The organism is Bacillus luti (assembly GCF_001884105.1).
Lineage (GTDB): Bacteria > Bacillota > Bacilli > Bacillales > Bacillaceae_G > Bacillus_A > Bacillus_A luti.
Genome location: NZ_MACI01000038.1, coordinates 17,393 through 39,432 on the forward strand (window position 1 = coordinate 17,393; position 22,040 = coordinate 39,432).

General features: G+C 36.3%; 23 protein-coding genes and 1 riboswitch. Of the genes, 9 read left to right on the top strand and 14 right to left on the bottom strand.

Going from position 1 to position 22,040, the window contains the following annotated elements:
- Nucleotides 1–193: 193 nt before the first annotated feature.
- The 4 genes from hemQ to gerQ all read left to right on the top strand — a co-directional run bounded on the left by hemQ (nt 194) and on the right by gerQ (nt 3,454).
- Nucleotides 194–937, top strand: coding sequence for a hydrogen peroxide-dependent heme synthase (gene hemQ, locus BAQ48_RS09160; RefSeq protein ID WP_001287595.1), 744 nt, complete (start codon nt 194–196; stop codon nt 935–937).
- Between the two features lie 184 nt (nt 938–1,121).
- Nucleotides 1,122–2,402, top strand: a complete 1,281-nt coding sequence (locus tag BAQ48_RS09165; protein WP_116758498.1) for a serine hydrolase — start codon at nt 1,122–1,124, stop codon at nt 2,400–2,402.
- Nucleotides 2,403–2,575: 173 nt separating this feature from the next.
- Nucleotides 2,576–2,998, top strand: coding sequence for a cell wall hydrolase CwlJ (gene cwlJ / locus BAQ48_RS09170; protein WP_000538163.1), 423 nt, complete (start codon nt 2,576–2,578; stop codon nt 2,996–2,998).
- A gap of 27 nt (nt 2,999–3,025) precedes the next feature.
- Complete coding sequence (gene gerQ, locus BAQ48_RS09175; protein WP_071710829.1) at nt 3,026–3,454, top strand: spore coat protein GerQ; 429 nt, start codon at nt 3,026–3,028, stop codon at nt 3,452–3,454.
- Nucleotides 3,455–3,485: 31 nt separating this feature from the next.
- On the opposite strand, the gene BAQ48_RS09180 is transcribed toward gerQ, so the two are convergent.
- From BAQ48_RS09180 to BAQ48_RS09190, 3 genes are all read right to left on the bottom strand, one after another.
- The gene (locus BAQ48_RS09180) at nt 3,486–3,854 is read right to left on the bottom strand and encodes a DUF423 domain-containing protein (protein ID WP_000688311.1); all 369 of its coding nucleotides are present in this window, start codon (nt 3,852–3,854) and stop codon (nt 3,486–3,488) included.
- 64 nt (nt 3,855–3,918) lie between these two features.
- Nucleotides 3,919–4,206 carry a YwdI family protein gene (locus BAQ48_RS09185; protein ID WP_001167360.1) on the bottom strand — a complete coding sequence of 96 codons (288 nt, stop codon included), beginning with the start codon at nt 4,204–4,206 and terminating at the stop codon, nt 3,919–3,921.
- A gap of 6 nt (nt 4,207–4,212) precedes the next feature.
- Nucleotides 4,213–5,205 carry a potassium channel family protein gene (locus BAQ48_RS09190; RefSeq protein ID WP_071710830.1) on the bottom strand — a complete coding sequence of 331 codons (993 nt, stop codon included), beginning with the start codon at nt 5,203–5,205 and terminating at the stop codon, nt 4,213–4,215.
- 95 nt (nt 5,206–5,300) lie between these two features.
- Between BAQ48_RS09190 and BAQ48_RS09195 the strand changes: the two genes are divergently transcribed.
- The 3 genes from BAQ48_RS09195 (at nt 5,301) to BAQ48_RS09205 (ending at nt 8,086) form a co-directional block, all read left to right on the top strand.
- A complete protein-coding gene (locus BAQ48_RS09195; protein WP_000847039.1) occupies nt 5,301–6,584 on the top strand; it encodes a purine/pyrimidine permease in 1,284 nt (427 codons plus the stop codon).
- A 177-nt stretch (nt 6,585–6,761) separates the two neighbouring features.
- Nucleotides 6,762–7,583: a Cof-type HAD-IIB family hydrolase gene (locus BAQ48_RS09200; protein ID WP_071710831.1), complete on the top strand. Its 822-nt coding sequence runs from the start codon at nt 6,762–6,764 to the stop codon at nt 7,581–7,583.
- Nucleotides 7,584–7,792: 209 nt separating this feature from the next.
- A complete protein-coding gene (locus BAQ48_RS09205) occupies nt 7,793–8,086 on the top strand; it encodes a DUF3817 domain-containing protein (RefSeq protein ID WP_000953390.1) in 294 nt (97 codons plus the stop codon).
- A gap of 108 nt (nt 8,087–8,194) precedes the next feature.
- Here BAQ48_RS09205 and BAQ48_RS09210 read toward each other — a convergent pair whose 3' ends face one another.
- From BAQ48_RS09210 to BAQ48_RS09230, 5 genes are read right to left on the bottom strand one after another with little or no spacing between them, the layout of a single operon-like run.
- Nucleotides 8,195–8,872 (bottom strand): uracil-DNA glycosylase, encoded by a 678-nt coding sequence (locus BAQ48_RS09210; RefSeq protein ID WP_071710832.1) that lies wholly within the window; start codon nt 8,870–8,872, stop codon nt 8,195–8,197.
- A 19-nt stretch (nt 8,873–8,891) separates the two neighbouring features.
- A complete protein-coding gene (locus BAQ48_RS09215; RefSeq protein ID WP_071710833.1) occupies nt 8,892–9,884 on the bottom strand; it encodes an ABC transporter permease subunit in 993 nt (330 codons plus the stop codon).
- On the bottom strand, nt 9,877–10,794 hold the full coding sequence (locus tag BAQ48_RS09220; protein ID WP_071710834.1) for an ABC transporter ATP-binding protein: 918 nt from the start codon (nt 10,792–10,794) through the stop codon (nt 9,877–9,879). Before BAQ48_RS09220 ends, BAQ48_RS09215 begins: the two co-directional genes overlap by 8 nt.
- Complete coding sequence (locus BAQ48_RS09225) at nt 10,791–11,672, bottom strand: SGNH/GDSL hydrolase family protein (RefSeq protein WP_116758497.1); 882 nt, start codon at nt 11,670–11,672, stop codon at nt 10,791–10,793. Before BAQ48_RS09225 ends, BAQ48_RS09220 begins: the two co-directional genes overlap by 4 nt.
- A gap of 10 nt (nt 11,673–11,682) precedes the next feature.
- Nucleotides 11,683–12,660 carry a LacI family DNA-binding transcriptional regulator gene (locus BAQ48_RS09230; RefSeq protein ID WP_071710836.1) on the bottom strand — a complete coding sequence of 326 codons (978 nt, stop codon included), beginning with the start codon at nt 12,658–12,660 and terminating at the stop codon, nt 11,683–11,685.
- A gap of 97 nt (nt 12,661–12,757) precedes the next feature.
- Between BAQ48_RS09230 and BAQ48_RS09235 the strand changes: the two genes are divergently transcribed.
- Nucleotides 12,758–13,384: a YczE/YyaS/YitT family protein gene (locus tag BAQ48_RS09235; RefSeq protein WP_000943422.1), complete on the top strand. Its 627-nt coding sequence runs from the start codon at nt 12,758–12,760 to the stop codon at nt 13,382–13,384.
- 31 nt (nt 13,385–13,415) lie between these two features.
- Here BAQ48_RS09235 and BAQ48_RS09240 read toward each other — a convergent pair whose 3' ends face one another.
- The 3 genes from BAQ48_RS09240 to BAQ48_RS09250 form a co-directional block, all read right to left on the bottom strand.
- On the bottom strand, nt 13,416–14,711 hold the full coding sequence (locus tag BAQ48_RS09240; RefSeq protein ID WP_000659092.1) for a homoserine dehydrogenase: 1,296 nt from the start codon (nt 14,709–14,711) through the stop codon (nt 13,416–13,418).
- 137 nt (nt 14,712–14,848) lie between these two features.
- Nucleotides 14,849–15,754, bottom strand: a complete 906-nt coding sequence (gene metA / locus BAQ48_RS09245) for a homoserine O-acetyltransferase MetA (protein WP_001121548.1) — start codon at nt 15,752–15,754, stop codon at nt 14,849–14,851.
- On the bottom strand, nt 15,738–17,036 hold the full coding sequence (locus BAQ48_RS09250; RefSeq protein ID WP_071710837.1) for a bifunctional O-acetylhomoserine aminocarboxypropyltransferase/cysteine synthase: 1,299 nt from the start codon (nt 17,034–17,036) through the stop codon (nt 15,738–15,740). The genes metA and BAQ48_RS09250 overlap by 17 nt, the downstream gene beginning before the upstream one ends.
- Nucleotides 17,037–17,128: 92 nt before the next feature.
- A riboswitch (SAM riboswitch) is annotated at nt 17,129–17,233 on the bottom strand.
- Nucleotides 17,234–17,557: 324 nt separating this feature from the next.
- Between BAQ48_RS09250 and BAQ48_RS09255 the strand changes: the two genes are divergently transcribed.
- A complete protein-coding gene (locus tag BAQ48_RS09255; RefSeq protein ID WP_071710838.1) occupies nt 17,558–18,787 on the top strand; it encodes a chloride channel protein in 1,230 nt (409 codons plus the stop codon).
- Nucleotides 18,788–18,850: 63 nt separating this feature from the next.
- Here the strand turns inward: BAQ48_RS09255 and BAQ48_RS09260 are convergent, their stop codons facing one another.
- The 3 genes from BAQ48_RS09260 to BAQ48_RS09270 all read right to left on the bottom strand — a co-directional run bounded on the left by BAQ48_RS09260 (nt 18,851) and on the right by BAQ48_RS09270 (nt 21,911).
- The gene (locus tag BAQ48_RS09260; protein WP_071710839.1) at nt 18,851–19,477 is read right to left on the bottom strand and encodes an FMN-dependent NADH-azoreductase; all 627 of its coding nucleotides are present in this window, start codon (nt 19,475–19,477) and stop codon (nt 18,851–18,853) included.
- A 194-nt stretch (nt 19,478–19,671) separates the two neighbouring features.
- On the bottom strand, nt 19,672–20,319 hold the full coding sequence (locus tag BAQ48_RS09265; protein ID WP_071710840.1) for a response regulator: 648 nt from the start codon (nt 20,317–20,319) through the stop codon (nt 19,672–19,674).
- Nucleotides 20,320–20,339: 20 nt separating this feature from the next.
- A complete protein-coding gene (locus tag BAQ48_RS09270; RefSeq protein ID WP_071710841.1) occupies nt 20,340–21,911 on the bottom strand; it encodes a GAF domain-containing sensor histidine kinase in 1,572 nt (523 codons plus the stop codon).
- Between the last annotated feature and the right edge of the window lie 129 nt (nt 21,912–22,040).

Below are 22,040 nucleotides of genomic sequence, written 5' to 3' on the forward strand. Positions count from 1 at the left end.
ATAGCTCCTAAAAAATAGATAAAATGAAAATGATTATTTTTTCATAAAATTCAGCCATGGAATCCAGCCCATTTAAGGGCTCCTCTTTCCTTTAAATGTGACAATTTTATGCGCTGAAGTTTTATATAGATGATTTTAAAACTATATATGCTATAGTTAACGTGTAAAACTATCATTAACTGAGGTGAATAGAATGAGTGAAGCAACAACAACGTTAGATGGCTGGTATTGTTTACATGATTTACGTTCTATTGATTGGGCTGCATGGAAAACATTATCTAGCGACGAACGCGGACAAGCAGTGTCTGAATTTTTAAATGTCGTTGAAAAATGGAACGAAGTAGCTACTGCAAAAAAAGGCAGTCATGCAATGTATACAGTTGTTGGCCAAAAAGCTGATATTATGCTTATGATTTTACGTCCAACAATGGAAGAATTAAATGAAATTGAGACAGAATTGAATAAAACAACATTAGCTGAATATATGGTTCCTGCATATTCTTACGTATCTGTTGTTGAACTAAGCAACTACCTTCCAGCTGATGAAGATCCATATCAAAATCCACAAATTTTAGCTCGCTTATATCCTGAATTACCGAAAGCAAATCATATTTGCTTCTATCCAATGGATAAGCGTCGCCAAGGTGATGACAACTGGTACATGCTTCCTATGGAAGAGCGTAAAAAAATGATGTACAGCCACAGCAAGATTGGTCGCCAATACGCAGGGAAAGTACGCCAAGTTATTTCAGGATCTGTTGGATTCGATGATTTCGAGTGGGGCGTAACATTATTCGCTGACGATGTTCTTCAATTTAAGAAACTTATATACGAAATGCGCTTCGATGAAGTAAGTGCTCGTTATGGTGAATTCGGAACATTCTTCGTTGGAAACATCTTACCAGACGAAAAAGTAGAGAAATTTTTACACATATAATATTGAAAAAGGGACGAAATTCGTTCCTTTTTTTATTTCCTTCTATATTTCTTTTCAAAAAACTTCTTTTTTCCGCAAATTTGAACAAAAATCGACAAATCCCTTACAAAATTGTAACTTTTCTATATCCAAATTCATGCTAAAATGGTACGAGCTATATGCTAATAACGATGCGAAGGTGATAATTTATATGAAGAAAATCCTGTCTATTTTACTAGCGCTTCTATTGTCAATTTCTTCCTTAGGAGTAACAACATCCCATGCGGAAGAAAAAATACAAATAGAAGCCGCTGCTGCACTTCTATTTGATGCAGATACAGGGAAAATACTGCATGAACAAAATCCAGATGAACTACTAGCTATTGCTAGTATGTCAAAATTAATTGTTGTTTACGCTGTTTTAGAAGCAATTAAAGAAGGGAAAATCACTTGGGATACGAAAGTAAATATTTCCGATTACGCTTATGAAGTCTCTCGTAATAACGAATTCTCTAACGTGCCATTTGAGAAAGGACGTCAATATACCGTAAAAGAATTATATCATTCTATTGTTATCTTCTCTGCAAACGGGTCTAGTATTGCTTTAGCAGAGCTACTTGCAGGAAGTGAGAAGAACTTCTTAAATCTAGCAAATGAACATGCAAAAAAACTAGGGTTAAAGAAATATAAATTTGTAAACTCTACTGGTTTAAATAATGCTGATTTAAAAGGGAAACATCCGGAAGGTACTGACCCTAATGGAGAAAACTCCATGTCAGCTCGCGATATGGGTATTCTTTCAAAAACAATTATTACAAAGTATCCAGAAATGCTAGAGGATACAAAACAAAGATTTAGAAACTTCCCAGACAATCATCCAAAACCAATTCGTATGGAAAACTGGAACTGGATGTTACCAGGAGCTGCCTTCGCTTATGAAGGTACTGATGGTTTAAAAACAGGAAGTTCTGATACAGCTGGATATGGATTTACTATTACTGCGAAACGCGGTGATTTACGTCTTATCTCGGTTATTATTAAAACAAAATCAATGGACGAGCGATTCACAGAATCCCGTGAATTAATCGAATATGGATTTAATAACTTCGAAAAACAAAAGCTAAAGGTTGATAAAAATAACACAATCTCTGTAGTAAAAGGGCAAGAAGATCAAGTAACCGTTGCACCTGAAAAAGAAATAACAGTAATTGCGAAAAAAGGTAGCAAGGCACCTTATAAAATTGAGACCGAAGCAGATAAATCCATCGCTGAAGATGGACATTTAGTTGCCCCGATTAAAAAAGATGCTAAGGTCGGTTCAATCGTTTTAGAATCAACTGATAATAAATACGGTTTCTTAGACGGCAGTAAAAGTATGAAAGTTACTGCAAAAGCGACAGAAGAAGTTGAAAAAGCAAATTGGTTCGTGTTAACGATGCGTTCAGTTGGTGATTTCTTCTCAGGATTATGGTCTAAAGTGTTTTAATAAAAAAGCTAGCGCGAGCTAGCTTTTTTTTATTTTCTCTCTACATGTAAAACTTCGTTTGGTTGTCATATCTGAGTCCTTTTTCTCATACGTATGAACTAGTAATCGTTCCACACTTCATCTAGAAATAAACCTCTTTCCAAAAGGTATTCCAAAAAGAGAGGTGACACATAATGGGTGTTATTGCTTATAACGAAGAAGATGTAAAGTTATTAGCTAGACTGATGCGTGCTGAAGCTGAAGGAGAAGGGCAACAAGGAATGTTAATGGTCGGAAACGTTGGGGTAAATCGTGTCCGCGGAAATTGTTTAGATTTTAAAAAAATACGTAATTTACGTCAAATGGTTTATCAAAATCCTGGTGGTTTTGAGGCAACTCAAAAAGGGTATTTCTATCAGCGTGCGAGAGAACAAGATATCGCATTAGCAAGGCGAACGATTCAAGGACAACGTTTTTGGCCTGCCAACTTTTCCTTATGGTTTTTTAGACCCGAAGGCCCTTGTCCGCCAACTTGGTATAATCAACAGAACTCTGGTCGCTTCAAAAAGCACTGCTTCTTCCAGCCATCTGGTGAGGATTGTCCTGGCGTATATTAAGGATTAATAATGAGGAGGGATTTTTGAATGGCACAGCAACAAAATCCGTATTACGGAACAGGTTTCTATCAACCATCTGGAACTTACGTACAACCGCAACAAATGACTCAACAACAACAGCAGGCAATGCAACAACAAGCAATGCAGCAACAAGCAGCTCAAGCTGCAGTTTCTCAGGGTATGTTACCATTAGAACAATCATATATTGAAAATATCCTCCGTTTAAACAAGGGTAAGCAAGCCACAGTTGTAATGACCTATGAGCGTGGCAGTTCTCTTGGTACACAATCTTATACAGGTATTATTGAAGCAGCTGGTCGTGATCATATCGTTATTAGTGAACCACAATCAGGAAAACGTTATTTACTACTAATGATTTACTTAGATTACGTAGAATTTCCAGAAGAAATTACGTATTTGCCTAGTCAACAAGCAACTTATGCTCCAAGACCATAAAAAAAAGCTGGCAAATGCCAGCTTTTGTTTTTTATAATCCTTTTACAACCGCAGTCCCTACTAGAATCCACGCCACAATAAACGCTACACCACCAAGAGGTGTAATTGGACCAAAGAACTTAATGCCTGTCGTACTTAATGCATACAAACTACCTGAGAACATAATAATCCCAGCTACCATTAGCCAACCAGCAGTAGTTAAAAGTGATGATTGAATCTTATCCATCAATAAAGCAACTACAAATAGTCCACCTGCATGAAACATTTGATATGTAACGCCTGTTTTCCAAACTTCTAACATTTTTGCAGAAATTTTATTCTCTAAACCGTGTGCTCCAAAGGCTCCTAACGCAACAGATAGCCCCGCTGCAATACAACCTAGTAAAAAGAAAATTTTCATTCTAATTCCCCTTTTTTACTTTTATCATAAGCAATTTTTACATATAAGCCAAACGATTTATCTCCTAAAAATCTAATAAAGAATTACCGTTTGCATCATCTTCTTTTATATATACTGGTTCTCCAGAAACTGGCATAACCGGTTGGACTGTTGTCATAGGCTGCGATCCAATTATTTGTGATTGAACTTGCGGCTCTCTATACGTGTGGGATTCCACTTGTTCATCTAATAATAAATCACATAATGCTCGCACAACTAATAAATGCTCTTTTGATTTTTGACCTTCACTACTTTTTGCCTTTGCAACTTCATTTGCCATTTTATTTAAAATCTTGTCGCTCGATATTTGCATTCCTTGTCACCTCTTACTTTGTAGTTCTTTCTCAAATTGTCCCAGCTTCTCAACTGAACCAAATACTATTATCATATCACGTTCTTGCAGTTTTTCCTGCCCCGTTGGATTATGTATAATATCCCCATTTCTTAAAATCGCTAAAATTGTCACATCAAATTGATTCCTCACATCACTCTCTAGTAACGATTTACTAGTTAAGATAGAATCTTTTCCGACTGAAATTTCTTCAATTACAAATGACTGATCTATTCCATACAGTACTGTATCAATATAATGAACTGTTAGCGGATTCGCAATACCTTTTGCAATATGAATCCCTGCCATACTAGATGGATTAATAACTTTATTTGCACCAGCACGCCTTAATTTTTCTTCGGTTTCTGGCTTTTCAGCTCTCGCAACAATTTTAATTGTGTCGTTTAATCCTCTCGCTGTTAATGTAATAAATACATTTTCAGCATCATTGGCAACAATAGCAACTAAACCCGCTGCTTTTGAAATTCCAGCATGATGTAACACTTGATCTTCCGTTGCATCCCCGTGTACATACAAAAGTTTTTCCTGTTCCAATATACTTTCATCCTTATCCACCACGACAAATGGAATTTTCTTCTCCTGTAATTCATGTACAACTTGGAGCCCCACTCTACCGCAACCACACACTATAATATGATTTTGCAACTGTGCTATTTGTTTATCCATCTTCTTCCTCCGTACTGCATGAAATAGGTTCCCTTCAATAATCATAGCTGCCACTACCCCGATTGCATACGTAACAATACCGACTCCAACAGGAATAATGAGAAGTGCAAATACTTTCCCCGCCTGCGTTATAGGTACCGCATCTCCATATCCAACCGTCAATACAGTAATCATCGTCATCCAAAATGCCTGAAACAAACTAATTTCTTCAATTGTCATAAATCCTAGTGTTCCTAGCATTACGACAAAAGTCATACATATAACTGCTATCCATAATTGCTTACGTGCATTCATATCATGTTTCAACTCTTTTCTCTATCTACAATCTTTGCCAGCGGAAATAAAATACGTATATACTAGAAACGGAATCTATGAAAGAGGTTGATATAATGAAGACATTTCTTTCCGCCTTACAATGGGCACTATTTATTTTAGCTGGAAGCCTTATTGTACCCATTAGCGTCGCAACTAGTTATGGTCTCGATGGCGCTGAAGCTATCGCGTTTGTACAAAGAACATTATTTGTTCTTGGCTTTGCTGGCCTACTCCAGGCTATATTTGGTCATAAACTTCCTATTCAAGAAGGACCTGCTGGCCTTTGGTGGGGAATTTTCTCCCTTTATGCAAGTTTAGGCGTCGTATTATTTGGATCAAGCAATGAAACACTTAAAGTCCTTCAGTACGCCTTCCTATTAAGTGGAATCATTTGTATTATTCTTAGCGTTTTTGGACTTATCGACAAACTCGTTCGCTACTTTACACCGACAGTCATTGGTACATATTTATTTCTTCTTGTCGCACAGCTTAGTGGCTCCTTCTTAAAAGGCATGTTTGGTCTTGATGGACAACATACGGAAGTACAAGCTGACGTATTTATTCTTTCACTCATTGTTATTTTACTATCCTTTTTCATTATGAAGCTACCTATTATTGGACAATATTCTGTTCTTTTCAGTATCGTCTGCGGCTGGATTTTGTTTGCATGCTTCGGATTATCTAATCCAATAACACCTGTGACAGACATAATTCGTCTGCCATCCCTATTTGTTTTTGGAATGCCTCGTATTGAATGGAATATGGCAATTACAGTCGTTTTTGTCACGTTACTACTTCTCACAAATATGTTAGCAAGTATTCGTGTTGTACAGAGGGTGGTTTCTAAGTACGAAGAAAATCCCGCTGAGAATCGCTTCAAGCAAGCAGGCATTATAACAGGAATAAACCAAGTGCTAGGCGGTCTATTTTCAGCTATTGGGCCCGTCGCCATTTCTGGATCAGCAGGATTTATTGCAACGACTAATATTTATAAACGACTCCCATTTATGTTAGGTTCAAGTTTTATTATTTTCATTAGTATATTTCCAAAGATCACATCATTCTTTGCAGCAATCCCAGTTGCAGTCGGATATGCTGCCATTTATCCTGTATTCGCAAGTATGATTGGTCTCGCTTTTCGCGAATACGATACTGTCCAAAATAAAGAACGATTATTTAAAGTAGCCGGCCTTTCCATCTTCACTGGGGTTGGCGTTATGTTCGTCCCAGCAGGAGCATTTTCTACGCTCCCACCATTTCTAGCATCATTTTTAAGTAATGGTCTCGTTCTTGGATCTGTAATGGCTATCTTACTGGAAATATTATTTTCTCGCTCTAATGAAAAACAACTATCGTAAATTGGAAAACTTCCATTATTGCACTCTACCTGTAGAGTTGTTACGATAAATTATCATAGGCAATACGCCTATGATAATTTATCCACTTCTTTCCGAAGAAGTTCGATGTCTTACTATTATTCCTTAACATCTTCATGAACATGTATTTCTATTTAAATAAAGAAGGGAATTTTCGATATGACTTATAAAATGATTGTTTTAGATCTAGATGATACTTTATTACGCGATGACCATACCATTTCACCTCGTACGAAAGAAGCGTTAATGACTGCACAAGAGCAAGGGGTAAAAGTTGTACTTGCTTCTGGACGTCCAACATTCGCAATGCGTGCAATCGCAAAAGAATTACATTTAGAAGAGTACGGTAGCTTCATTCTTTCATTTAACGGTGCAAAAATTATTAACTGTAAAACAGATGAAGAATTATTCAGTAGTACGTTATCTCCTGAAATCGTTCACAGTCTATACGATATTAGTAAAGACGAAAACGTCTGGATTCACACATATATTGGTGACAATATTATAACTGAGGAGAATAACTCTTATACAGAAATTGAAGGCCAAATTACTGGTATGCCAATCGTAGAAGTAAATAATCTGAAAGAATCTGTACAACAGCCAGTTGTAAAAGTACTAATGGTAGAAAATCCAGAGCACTTACAAGCTGTAGAAGCAAAACTACAAAAACAACTAGAAGGCCAATTAAGCGTGATGCGTTCGAAACCATTCTTCTTAGAATTTACTGAAGCCGGTGTTACAAAAGGAACGAGCTTAAACAAACTGATCCAAAAGCTTGGCATTAAGCGTGAAGAAGTTATCGCAATGGGCGATAGCTATAACGATCAGGCGATGATTGAATTTGCAGGTCTTGGTGTTGCAATGGGCAATGCACCTGATGATATTAAAGAAATTGCAAACTACGTAACAGATACAAATATGAACGATGGCGTTGCAAAAGTTGTAGAGAAATTCGTTTTAAAAACGGAAGTACTTGTTTAATATTTTCATTCATAAAACCTATTTGAAGTCAAATACTTCAAATAGGTTTTTATTTAAATTACCATTCTTTTGTGACTATATTTTGAACTTTGCACTATTCTCGTAGTGTAAACTTTCTTTTTGTATATAATGAAACAAAATAGACTATTTTATTTTGAAAAAGAATACAAATTTACTATATACAAGCATACGTTAAAGGAGGCTACTTCATGTTATCTACACCAATTGGACGATTAAGAGCGATCGGCTTAATCGAGGGTATTTCTTTCCTATTACTATTATTTGTAGCAATGCCATTAAAATATTTCGCAGGATTTGCAACTGCTGTTAAAATTACAGGCATGGCTCATGGTGTTCTGTTTATTCTATTCATCTTTGCAGTAATCCAAGTAACAATCGTACACCGTAAATCCATTTTATGGGCACTTGGGGCATTCGTTTCATCCGTTATCCCATTCGGTACATTTGTACTAGATGCAAAACTAAAAAACGAACAACAATAATAAAAAGGTAGTTAACGACTGTTAACTACCTTTTCTATTTATCCCGCTATTTGTAGGTTGATAATCAGTAAGGGGATAAACAAAATCCCCACTGATTAAAGTTTCATTTTATAAATTTGAAATTTCCCAATCAATTTCTTTTTCGCCCATATTAGCTAAAATCGTATTTACTTTAGAGTACGGTTTACTGCCAAAGAAACCTCGTCTTGCTGATAATGGACTTGGATGTACGGATTCGATAATATGATGATTCGTATTCGTAATTAACTTCTTCTTCGCCTGTGCGTGGCGTCCCCACAATATGAAAATAACTGGTTTTTCACGCTCATTCAACAGTTCAATCACACGATCTGTGAAGTGCTCCCACCCTTTTCCTTTATGAGAATTCGCTTCGCCTTGACGAACCGTTAATACCGTATTTAATAATAAAACTCCTTGCTCTGTCCATTTTACTAAATAGCCGTTATTCGGAATGTCATAACCATATTCATCTCGCAGTTCTTTATACATATTTAACAACGACGGTGGCGTTTTAATACCTGGTTGTACAGAAAAGCTTAAACCATGTGCTTGATTTGGTCCGTGATAGGGATCTTGTCCTAAAATAACAACCTTCGTATTTTCATAACTCGTATACTGGAGAGCATTAAATATATCTTCTACTTTTGGATAAACAACATGTGTACCGTACTCTTCTTTCAAGAAATCAGCTAAAGTACGATAATATTCTTTCTCAAACTCTGATGCCAATAGTGGCCTCCAATCATTCTTTAAAACATTTTCCATGCCTTCACTTCCTGTCCGATTAGTTCACCATATCCTGCTTTGTAAATACTACAAATGAAATGATAAGAGAAACAACTGCCCAAACTGTTAAATTCATTAAAGAAAATCCCATTGATAGTCCTTGTAATGCAGGCAGCTTTCCTGATAAGTAATCCGTTAGCGATAAGTTCACACTAAAAATGTATTTCGCACCTTCCCAAGACGTCGCGAATGAACTTAAAATGCCGCCTGCGATTAAAGCAGCTAACATAACACCCATTCCAGCTGGTGTATTACGAATTAAAACAGAGACCATAAATGATATAGTTCCGACAACGATAGCAACAAACCAAGCTAGTCCATACGCCATTAAAATATATTGCCACTGTGGAATAAGATGTACAAAATTTGTATTTAACGTCTCTTTATCAATAACGAACCCTGTTAAAACAGGTAAATTCCATCCTGAGTATCCAAATACAAGCCCAGATAATACGTAAGCAAATACACCGACAAGGAGTAATATGAGAGAAATAAAAAATAACATCGTCACATACTTACTAAGAAGTATTTTCCAGCGCCGGATTGGCCGGGTAAGCAGCATCTTCATCGTCCCATCACTTCGTTCTCCTGAAACAATATCAATAGCAACAATCATGACGAGAAGTGGAATAAACAATGTAATCCCTTGCTCGATGAATGCTCTTACAAAAGTCGGCGCTCCTGGTGCCATCGGATTAATATCATGATCCAAATAATATTGTTGTTGTTCCACTCTTACTTTTAGCCAATCACGCCATTCTTCTGGCAATCTAGAGTTATTCAAACGGTTTTGAGAATCAACAATTTGCTGCTGCAATGATACTTTCCAATCCGTTGTACCTAGCCTTTTTTGTGTCGTTTCTATTTCACGATACTGCGCATACACAAAAAGCGGGATTAAGATTGCTAAAATAAGCATGACAACAAAAATACGTTTCTTACGATAAATCTTTTCTGATTCATTTAAAACTAGATTCGCAAATTCACGCATGCTGCTCACCCCTTGTGAGTTCAATAAATAAATCTTCTAGCGTAAACACAAGCTCCTTAACACTATGTACATTTATCCCATTTTCTACAAAGTATTTATTCCAGCTACTTATAGACGCAACATCCATGCGACATAATAATCGTTCACCCTCTACACTTATTTCTCTTACCTCTTCAGCATCTTCTAGCATATCTTTTGCTTTTCCAATCGGCGTAACGGTCCATTCTACGCGATCACTTGCTGTTTTAATCAATTCTTCGATCGTTGCAACTGTTATCATTTTCCCTTTATGAATAATAGCAACACGATCACATATCATTTGTACTTCGCTTAGCAAATGACTTGAAATAAACACACTCATATTTTCTTCTTTCACAAGCTTATGTATAAATTCCCTAAGTTCTCTAATTCCAGCTGGATCTAAACCATTTGTTGGCTCATCTAATATGAGCAATTTCGGGTTTCCAAGAAGCGCTTGGGCAATGCCAAGACGCTGTTTCATACCGAGTGAATATGTTTTTACCTTATCGTGAATTCTTTCATCCAAATGAACCATTTGAGCAATTTCAATAATACGTTCATCTGATATATCACCTAACATACGGGCAAATTGTTTTAAATTTTCCCATCCCGTTAAATATGTATACAGTTCTGGGTTTTCCACGATACTCCCAATTTGACGCATCGCTTCTCTGAAATTTTCCTTAATAGAATAACCGCCAATAGAAATCGTGCCCTCTGTCGCTTTAATCAGTCCGACTAGCATCCGGATAGTAGTCGTTTTTCCGGCACCATTGGGTCCTAAGAATCCAAATACTTCTCCTTGCTTCACATCAAAGGAAATATTCTCTACAAGTGTCTTCTTCCCAATTACTTTCTTCAAGTCTCGCACGGAAAGTATCGTCGTCATTTTACCCCTCCTTGTTCTAGTTTTAATTTACTTGCAACATTTTGAACTAAACGTTCTGCCATATATGTGTAACCAACTTCATTCGGATGAAAATGATCAGAGTATAATAAATCTTTGCCGCGGTTTTGGAATAAATCAAATGTTGGTGTAATATACACATTTTTATCAGTTAACGCTAATTTCTCTAACGATGCATTCCAGTCCACAACAATGTTTGAAGACCCTTTTAAATCTTCTACATCTTCAAAAGGATTGTATAAACCGAGCCAAAAAATAGGGCTATCTGTATTTACTTTACGAATTTCTTCTATAATTTTCTTCGCTTCACTTTGAAATGTTTCCGTATCAGGGCGATACGTCTCTAAATCTATCTTTCCAAGCGATTCCCAACCTGGAAATAAATCATTCCCTCCAATTGTTAAAACGATTACATCTGCTTGCTTAATTGAATATTGAGCACCACTACTCTCAATTTGTTTTAATAAGTCAGGCATTTTCGCACCACTAACTGCTAAGTTTGTTAATGCAACCTTTTGCTTATAATCTTTTTGTAAATCTTCTTTCATTCGTCCAATATAGCCAATTCCTTCTTTATCACCAACGCCACGTGTTAATGAATCACCTAAACTAACGATTTGTAAAGTTCCTGTTTTCTTTTTCTCTTTTGCCACTACGTCGTTTTTCTTAACTAAGTTTGAAGCTGTCGGATTTAATACATCATTTACACCCGAAACAAAACCGTATGCAAATAAACAGAAAGATGCAATTGTAATGAGTAGAATTACTTTTACTACTTTTGATCTCATATCAAAACCCCTTTTAGCCCTCATAGATTGTCCATAATTATACCAAACGAAATTTTGAAAAGCGATTTTCACACCTTCTCAATTATGTCGTTTCTCTATCTACTAACTCTGGTAATAACTCTATATGCTTCACATCTAATTTTTCTTCATTAACCTTTTCATATAATAATTCAAACGCTTTTACTCCAACATTTTTACTAGGATGCGAAATTGTTGTTATCCCCAATATATTTGCCACTTCTTGATCATCACATCCAATAATCGTGATATCCTCTGGAATACGGATTCCTTGTTTTTTTGCTTCTGTTACCATCCCCGCTGCAATATGGTTGCAAGATACAAGAAACGCTGTTGGTTTTACAGACATACGAACCCACTCCCTAACTACATTACGTCCATCTTCTACTGTAAAACAACCTTTAAACTTCCAATTATGTAACGGTGTCACCGTAATTTGCCCAAGCGAATCCTCATACGCTTTTTTTCGTCTTTCGCTATTTATGCTATTACTTCTTCCGATGCAATAACCAATACGTGTATGACCAGCATCTATTAAGCTTTTCATCCCTTGTGAAAACACTTTATAGTAATCAATATGTACACTTGAAATATATTTTGAATCTATTTCTTCACATGTTACAATTGGACCAAATTTCGTATATTCTTCAAGCTTCTCCTTACTATTCGCCCGCGAACATATAATAACTCCATCAAGTTTCTTCATTTTTAACATGTTCAAAATTTCTAATTCTCTTTCCTCACTATAGTTCGTCTGACAAAGCATCATATTGTAATTTTTCTTTGCGGTTTCTTTTGATATCCCCTCAATAATAGCGCTATAATATTGATCATTTACGTGTGGTAATAGCACTCCAATTACATTCGTTTTTCCTTTCACTAAATGAATTGCATTCACGTTTTGCGTATAATTTAATTCTTCTATAATTGCTAAAATTTCTTTTCGTTTCTGCTCATTCACATATGGATGATTATTCAGTACACGTGAAACAGTTGAAACAGATACTCCAGCAAGTTCAGCAATCTTTCTTATATTCGTCATCTCATTCTCCTCTTCTCGCAAAAATTCTCACTTGACCTGGTAAGCTTTCCACAATATATCCTTTCCTAGCAAATACATTTAGAAAGGATATACAACTATGCTTCGATTTAAATTAGAATATATATTTTTCATTGGCGGTTTACTCATTCTCTCCATCGGCATTAATATGATGACAACAATTACTTCCTTTGGACTTAGCCCTTATGATTCCTTCTTTATTGCACTATATCAAAATTTCGGGATAAGTATTGGTTTTTGGATTTTCATGATTAATTTTGCATTTACACTTATCGTACTCTTTTGGAATAAAAAACAAATTACTATCGGAACAATTGTAACGATGATTCTTATTTCTCTTTTTGTTGATTGGATTGGTTCCATTACAACTATTATGGACGCTATCCGCTCTCTTCCAAAATATATAACACTTATTTGCGGAAATCTATTCGTCGGAGCTGGTATTGGTCTTTACGTCTCTACAAATCTTTGCGCAGCACCTCAAGAAGCTTTCGTTTTAACGGTTGCTGAGAAGAAAAAATGGACATTTAGAAAAACAGAAATTTCATTAGCCTTTTTATTTTTAACATTGAGCTTCTTATTAGATGGACCAATCTACTTTGGAACAATCATCTTATCCTTTACAACAGGTTGGATTATTCAAGCATTTATCCAAATCGGCACGCAAATTTTAAACAAAAAAGAACCTATCAAGCAAGCTGCTTAATAGGTTCTTTCTTTTTTATGATAAGAAGATACTACTTAGCATCCCCTTCAATCCGATAATTTGCCTTCACACAATCTATTTCTTCATACCCTTGCAATGTATGTAGAATATAATCATAATCCGCAAGAGAAGCTCGATGCGTTACAATTACAATTTCTGCTTTTCCTTTCTCTTCAAGCGGCATTTGAATAATTTTCTCGAAGCTAACACCACGCTCAGAGAACAATGATGTAATTTTTGCAAATACACCAATTTCGTCTTTTACATGAAGTCTTAAAAATTTCTTCACAACAATTTCATCTGGCTCTTTTAATACCTTTTTATACTGCGGCGATACCGCACTATTTCCATTTACACCTAATCTAATATTTTGCATTACAGCTACTAAATCGGAAACAACAGCTGTTGCTGTTGGTAAGCTTCCTGCACCTGGGCCATAAAACATCGTTTCCCCAACTGCTTCACCATACACATACACAGCGTTATATTCGTTTTGTACTGCCGCAAGAGGATGTGTATTTGGAAGTAACGTTGGTTCAACTGTAACCTCTAGTTTTTCACCATCTCGCTTTGCAAGACCGATTAATTTAATCGTATACCCTAAACTCTTACTATATTCAATGTCTTCTTCTGTAATAGAAGTAATTCCTTTTACCTTCACGTCTCCAAGCTCTACATTTGTAGAGAAACCGAGAGTAGCTAAAATCGTCATTTTTCTTGCCGCATCTAAACCTTCTACGTCTGATGTTGGATCTGCTTCTGCAAATCCAAGTTGTTGGGCTTCTTTTAACACGTCGTTATATGCTCTCCCTTCGTCTGACATTTTCGTCAAAATAAAATTTGTTGTTCCATTTACAATTCCCATTACTTTCGTAATAAGATCTGAAGAAAGTCCTTCTACGATACTTCGCAAAATCGGAATCCCTCCGGCTACACTAGCTTCATAAAACAGATCAGTCTTATTCGCTTTTGCTGTTGCTAATAATTCAGCCCCATGTAATGCCATTAAATCTTTATTTGCAGTTACAACATGTTTCCCACTTCTTAAAGCTTGTAAAATATATGATTTTGCATCATCAATGCCACCCATTACTTCAATAACCACATCAATATTTGGATTATCTAAAATTTCATTTGCATCTTGTGTTAATAAAGTAGAAGGTACCTCAACATCCCTCTCTTTCTCAATGTTTTGTACCAACACTTTCGTTACTTTTACAGGACAACCTACTTGATGTATAAGTCGCTCTTGATGATCTGTAATAATACGAACTACACCACTACCAACTGTCCCAAGACCTAATAAACCCACTTGAATTTCTTTCATAGTACTGTCCACCCCTCAAAAATTGTGTTTAGATGAAATTATATGAGTTAAAAATCTGAAAAACAATGTATTTCGAACATTCGGAAAAATATAAGTTAATCTTTACAAAGAAAACGGTGCCACGTGTTACACAATCTTTACAATATATAAGGGGTTTCTTGATACACGTAATAATTCAACCAATTAGAGAATAATAGATTTCCATGACTCCTCCATCTAACAAGCGGTTTCTCATTTGGATTATTATGTTTGAAATAATTTTTTGGTACATCAATATTTAACCCTTTTTGGCGGTCCCGTTCGTATTCTTGCTTTAACGTATCACAGCTATATTCACTATGCCCGAGCACAAACACTTGCCTTCCTTCTTGCCCCATAACAAGGTGAACACCGGCTTCCTCAGAGTTTGCTAATAATGTTAATTCTGCCGCCTCTCTAATATCACTCTCTCGTACCTCTGTATGACGAGAATGCGGAGCAAAAAACAATTCATCAAACCCTTGTAACAATTTCACGTGTTGCTCACGGACTTCATGTTCAAATACACCGAACATTTTTTCCTTCAGAGGATACTTTGGAACGCCATAATGATGGTACAAACCAGCCTGTGCCCCCCAGCAAATATGAAGCGTAGATGTTACATTCGTTTTTGAATACTCCATAATGCGTTTAAGCTCTTCCCAATAATCTACCTCTTCAAAAGAAAGAGTTTCAACTGGTGCTCCTGTAATAATAAGCCCATCAAATTTCTCATTCTCAATATCACGGAATGTTTTATAGAAACTCGTTAAATGTTCCTGTGCTACATTACGTGACAAATGTGATTCCATATGAAGTAAGTGAACATCTAATTGCAACGGTGTGTTGCCAATTAAACGAAGTAATTGCGCTTCTGTTTCTTGCTTTGTAGGCATTAAATTTAATATAGCAATTTTCAAAGCACGGATATCTTGTGTTTCTGCTCGCTCCTTCGTCATTACAAAAATATTTTCCTTCTGCAACACTTTGCGAGCTGGTAAATCTTTATCAATTATGATCGGCATGTTCTTTGCCTCCGACTAGCGCTGCTTCTAAATCCGCAATAATATCAGAAACATCTTCTATACCAACCGATAAACGAATTAAATCCGATGTGACACCGGCCAAACGCTGATCTTCCGCACTTAATTGTCTATGCGTCGTACTAGCAGGATGTATAACGCAAGTTCGTGCATCAGCTACATGCGTTACGAGAGTTGCTAGTTTCACATTCGCGATAAATTCTTTTGCCGCGTCTAATCCACCTTTAATACCGAAAGTTAAAACACCACTAGCACCTTTTTTCAAATATTTTTGTGCTAATGAATAGTTTTCATTACTATCTAGTCCCGGATAATTCACCCATTCAATACGTTCATGATTAGCAAGCCACTTAGCAACTGCTAGAGCATTTTCACTATGGCGCTCCATGCGTAAGTGCAGTGTTTCTAAGCCAATATTGCTAATATATGCATTGAATGGGCTCATACAATTTCCGTAATCTCTTAATAACTGCACGCGTGCTTTCACAATATAAGCTGCCGCACCAAAATTTTGAACATAACTTACGCCGTGATAACTTGGGTCTGGTTCAACAAGTTCAGGATATTTTCCATTTGTCCAATCGAAGTTCCCTCCATCAATGACAATACCGCCCAAAGAACTTGCATGACCATCAATATACTTCGTCGTAGAATGAACAATGATGTTTGCTCCATGCTCGAACGCTTGGCACAAATAAGGAGTCGCTAATGTATTATCAACGATAAAAGGTACCTCTAGTTCTTTTGCTGCATCTGAAAATGCTTTGAAATTCAGAACGTTCATTGCTGGATTTCCTAATGATTCTGCGTAGATAAGTTTCGTCTTATCGTTACCAAGTGCCACAATCTCATCTGCTGTTAAATTCGGATTAAAGAACGTAACATCAATGCCAAGCTTACGCAAACTTACTCCAAATAAATTAAATGTCCCTCCGTAAACTGTCGAAGAACAAAGTAGATGATCCCCGCTACTACAAATATTTAACACTGCAAGCATAATAGCGGCTTGCCCAGAAGCTGTCGCAACAGCCCCTACACCACCTTCTAAATCTGATAACTTTTGTTCAAATGCAGCGAGTGTGGGATTCCCAATACGTGTATAAATATAGCCTTCTGCCTCTAAGTTAAATAATGCTGCTAAATCATCCGACGTATCGTATTTATACGTTGTACTTTGATAAAGCGGCAAAACGCGTGGCTCACCATTTTTTGGCGTATAACCACCTTGCACACAAATTGTTCCCTTTCCCCATGATTCTCCCATCTCTCATTCTCCTTTCTTTTATACAAAATAAAAAACTGCTCCCTTCCTGAAAACAAGAAAGGAGCAGTTTGAAAACACGCTCTAAAGACTCTTTCTTATCTCTCAGGATTATTACCTGCAGGATTTGGCACAATTCCGTTATACGGCTGTTGCCAAGGTTTCATCGGGCCTGTCCCTCCACCTTTTCTTGATAAGACTATGCAATTACCGTTGATTTTATAGCAATAATTTCCTAATGTCAATCTGTTTTTCTGAATGTTCTAAAATAAATATCAGCAGTTCTATATAAAGCAACAAAAGAAGTATATTCCATATTTATTCAAAAAAGACCTTTAAAAAATCCCAATCAATATATAGAATTAAATAAGTGGTTTAATTTATAAGCCCCAAACCCTAATGAAATCCCAACATATATGTTGAATAAGCCAACCTCACACAAAGATACTATATTATATTCCATTCATTTCACACTAGCATGTGTAACCCTTTCTCTATTACAACTTACATAACGGAGGTATAACATGACAGATAAAAAGGACATGCACTATATACTCGCTCTATATGGCATTCTTTTAGGCTCTATAGTAGGGGCTACAGTTTGGTTATTTTTAGTTACGATCAATATCGGAATCCACTTTATTTGGGGATACTTACCTAATGTTTTCTCTTCTCCCCCTTATTACACTCTTTGTGTAACAATAATCGGTGGTATTTTTGTTGGTTTATCACAAAAATACTTCGGTACATATCCACGTCTTATGCCAGAAGTAATGGGTGAATATAAAAAAACTGGTAGAATTGAATACCGTTTTGTACATCAGGCTACTTTAACTGCGCTTATTGTTTTAATATTTGGAGCTAGCCTAGGTCCAGAGGCCGCGCTTGTCGGGATTATCGGCGGACTTTGTACATGGGTAGGGGATCGCTTTAAATTCGCTTTAAAGGGAATGAGCGAACTAACAGAAGTTGGAATTGGAGCTACTTTAAGTGTCATTTTTAACGCTCCATTATTCGGTTACTTAGCTCCAACTGAAAATGAGGGAGAAGAAATTGCCGGGTTTTCTAAAGGAAAAAAAGCAATTGTATATGTAACTACTACTTTTGCTGGATTTTCCGTTTATTTATTGCTTAGTAAACTCGATAATCGTGGATCCTTTATTGTTGATTTTGGGGAAGGATCTCTTTCAATCAATGAATGGATCGCCTTTCTTCCACTTGCTTGCATCGGTGCTATCGTTGGTTTCCTATATTTCAAAGTAGAATTTACATTAGAGAAAATTATCCATCCTTTCCGTGAATACAAACTAACACTTGGAATTATAGGTGGAGTTTTATTAGGGATTGCGGGAACTTTTCTCCCATACACATTATTTTCAGGGGAACATCAATTAAAAGATCTAGTCGTTGAATGGAGTCATTTATCTTTTTGGATATTACTTCTTTCAGGAGTTTTAAAATTATGCATTACTGCCGTTTGTTTAAATACAGGTTGGCGTGGTGGACATATTTTTCCAATTATATTTTCTGGGTCAAGTATTGGATACGCGATTGCCTCCATTCTTCCTATAGACCCAATCGCGTCTGTAGCCATTGTAACGACAGCGATTTCGAGCTATGCGCTAAGAAAACCAATAGCTATAACACTACTATTACTTATGTTTTTCCCGCTTAATTTACTATTACCAATGCTCGGTGCAGCAGCTATTGGTAATGCATTTCCACTTCCTAAGCGTAACGAAACTACAAATTAATAAAAAAAACAGCATTAACATAGACGTTAATGCTGTTTCTTTGAGTGACGATTATAATTTCAATTAAAATTTACTTGCTACTTTAGCTGCTTCTTCAAGACCTGCTGCAATAATTTCTTCTGCTTTGTCTGGGAACTGGTTATGTCCTTCAATAACGATTGTTTCCATGTTTGTTGCACCGAAAAAGCCCATCATGCTTGCTACATATTTAACAGCCATTTCTACTCCAGCTGCTGGACCTTCAGAATATACGCCGCCGCGTGCATTTAATAATGCAATTTTCTTATCTCCAATTAGGCCAACTGGACCTTCTGGTGTATATTTAAATGTTTTACCAGCACGGTTTAAATAATCAATATATGTGTGTAGTACTGCTGGAATTGTTAAATTCCATAATGGGAAACCGAAAACAACTTTATCAGCTTCTAGGAATTGATTTAAATACTTATCAGCTACTGCTACTGCTTTTGCTTCTTCTTCTGTTAAATCAAATCCTTTACCAGATTTGAATGTACCATTAATCATGTCTACGCCTACATATGGTAATTCTTCTTTATATAAATCAAGTTCTACCACTGTATCATTTGGGTGCGCTTCTTTATAGTTTGCTAAAAATGCCTCGTATAATTTCACACTAACTGCTTGTTCTGCTGGGCGGTTGTTTGCTTTTACGAATAAAACTGTTGTCATTATATTTTCCTCCTAAAACTCACTCTTACGTTGTCATATATGCTTTCAAAAAAAGGTATCCCTTGTAATTGTTGTTTTGTTGCTTACAAACATATTTTATCTTTATACCAAGACAATTTCGTCCTCATATAGACGTATTTTTCCATAAAAAAAGTCCACCTTCTAAAGGCGAACTAGGTCTTACGACTTTCGTCTTATACAATTCCATTTCTCACTGCATATAACGCTGCTTGCGTACGATCAGATAAGTTCAATTTGCTTAAAATACTACTCACATGCGCTTTAACCGTTTTTTCTGTAATGACTAAAACCGAAGCAACTTCTTTATTACTCATCCCTTTTGCCAATAGTTGTAACACTTCATTTTCTCTTGCTGTTAATACATCTACATGAATGAAGTGTTCCTCTTCTTTCTCTTCCACCGGTAACGCTTGAGAAAGAAGCGCATTTGCTATATCCGGATGTAGCTGTATATTCCCTTTATACGCACTACGGATCGCCTCAACAAGTTGATCTGGTTCTACATCCTTTAAAATATACCCACTGGCTCCCGCTTTTAATGCTGGTAACACATGAGCTTGATCAGAAAAGCTCGTTAATACAATTACTTTCACATCTGGATATTCTTTTTTTATGCAGGCTGTCGCCTCAACGCCATCCATTTCAGGCATATATAAATCCATTAATACAACGTCCGGATTTGCTTCTCCTACTTTCACTAAAGCCTCTTTCCCGTTATTCGCTTCCCCAACTAACTCTAAATCTTCCTGTGTACTTAAGAAAAATGCTAATCCTTTTAAAACGACTGTATGATCATCAACTAACAATACTTTTATTTCCACAAACTTCCCTCATTTTCACATCATAATGGTACATTTACTTGTATACTTGTTCGTTTGTTTTCACTTATAATTTTAATTGTTCCACCAATCAACGCTACTCTTTCACGCATCGTTGTCATGCCAAGTGATTTCTTCTCTTTTATATCCTTTTCTATAAATCCATTACCTTGATCTACTATTTCTAATGATACATTTTTCTCAGTCACTTTAAAATAAATGGTCGCTTCTTTTACACCTGCATGCTTACTCACATTGTTTAACGCTTCTTGTCCAATACGCCATAATGCTTCTTCTACTACACGTGGTAAATCGCGAACACCTGTAACTTGTTCCCTAACTTTCAATCCAAAACTTTCACCATGCTGTTTTAAAGCTGGTAATAAACCTTTCTCTAATCCCGCTGGACGGAGCTGCCAGATTAACGTCCTCATTTCCTTTAAAGCACCTTGCGCTAATTCACGCATCTCGTGCAAAGAGTGATCTACTTTCTCATTTTGACCTTTTAAAACTGCCTCAGCACCTTTTGTCATAAAGGTTAACGAAAATAGCTTTTGTGAGACAGAGTCATGTAAATCCCTTGCTAAACGATTTCTTTCTTCCATCCGTACAAGTTCGCGTCTCTGCTCATTTAGCCTTAAATTCTCTATCACGAAAGAAATATGATTTGTTATGGCTTGAAGCACATCTATCGTATTCACATCAAATTCACCATTATTGGAACTAACACATACAACCCCAAATATGTGACTTTGAATCTGTATTGGTGTGGCAATAACCGTCCTATTAGAGGGGGCGGTATGAATGATTTGACGTTTTAATAAAATAGATTCACCTTTTTCTAACGCTTCTTTCGCTGCTTCTTTTACATCCTCTTGCAATTCTTCTTGGCGATAAGATGCACGCAATGATAATTCTTTCTCTTCTCGAATAAAGAATGTTACTTCGTTCCACTGAAACACTTCACCTAATTGATTTACAACTTTTTCAGGCAATATATTAAATTGATGAATCGTTCTTAAAGCTTGAATAAAACGTTCTAATTTCACATAATAATGCGCTCTTCGCTTTTCGTTTTCATATAATTTTGCCCGCTTTAAAGCCGTTCCAATTTGGAAGGCCACTGATTGGAGCAATACTAATTCCTCTTCTGAAAAATGCGTTTTACCTGGGCTTGCCACATTCAACAAACCAAATTTTTCTCCTCCAGCCTTTAAAGGAACCGTAGCATGATGAAGAATTCCTTCTGTATCTCCCCAATTATATTCAATTGCATTATTAATTCTTTTACATTCAATAATATTAACGGCTCTCTCTAACTTTCCATCTACAAAACCACGTAAACACCAACACTCACCTTCACACATCGGGCGCTTATTTTCGTATGTAAGTGCCTCTGGTAACTGGTAATCGATTAACTTCGTATATTTCCCATTTTCATCGGCAAGAAAAATCCATCCGGTCGTTAAACCTGTTACACTTAACAATTTTTCTAGTACTGCTTGCAGTACATGATATGTATCATTTGATGTATTTAGCGTCTCTGCTATTTCTTTTAATATAACTAATTCATTTGTACGATTATCTCGAAACATACTCAGTCTCCCACATACAAGATTTTAAATTGCTTCTCAAGTAAATCATCTACTTTTCACTTTGTACTTATTCGTAACATTGATATAATGGTGAAAACATAGTTTTCATTATATCACTTGAGGGGGCTT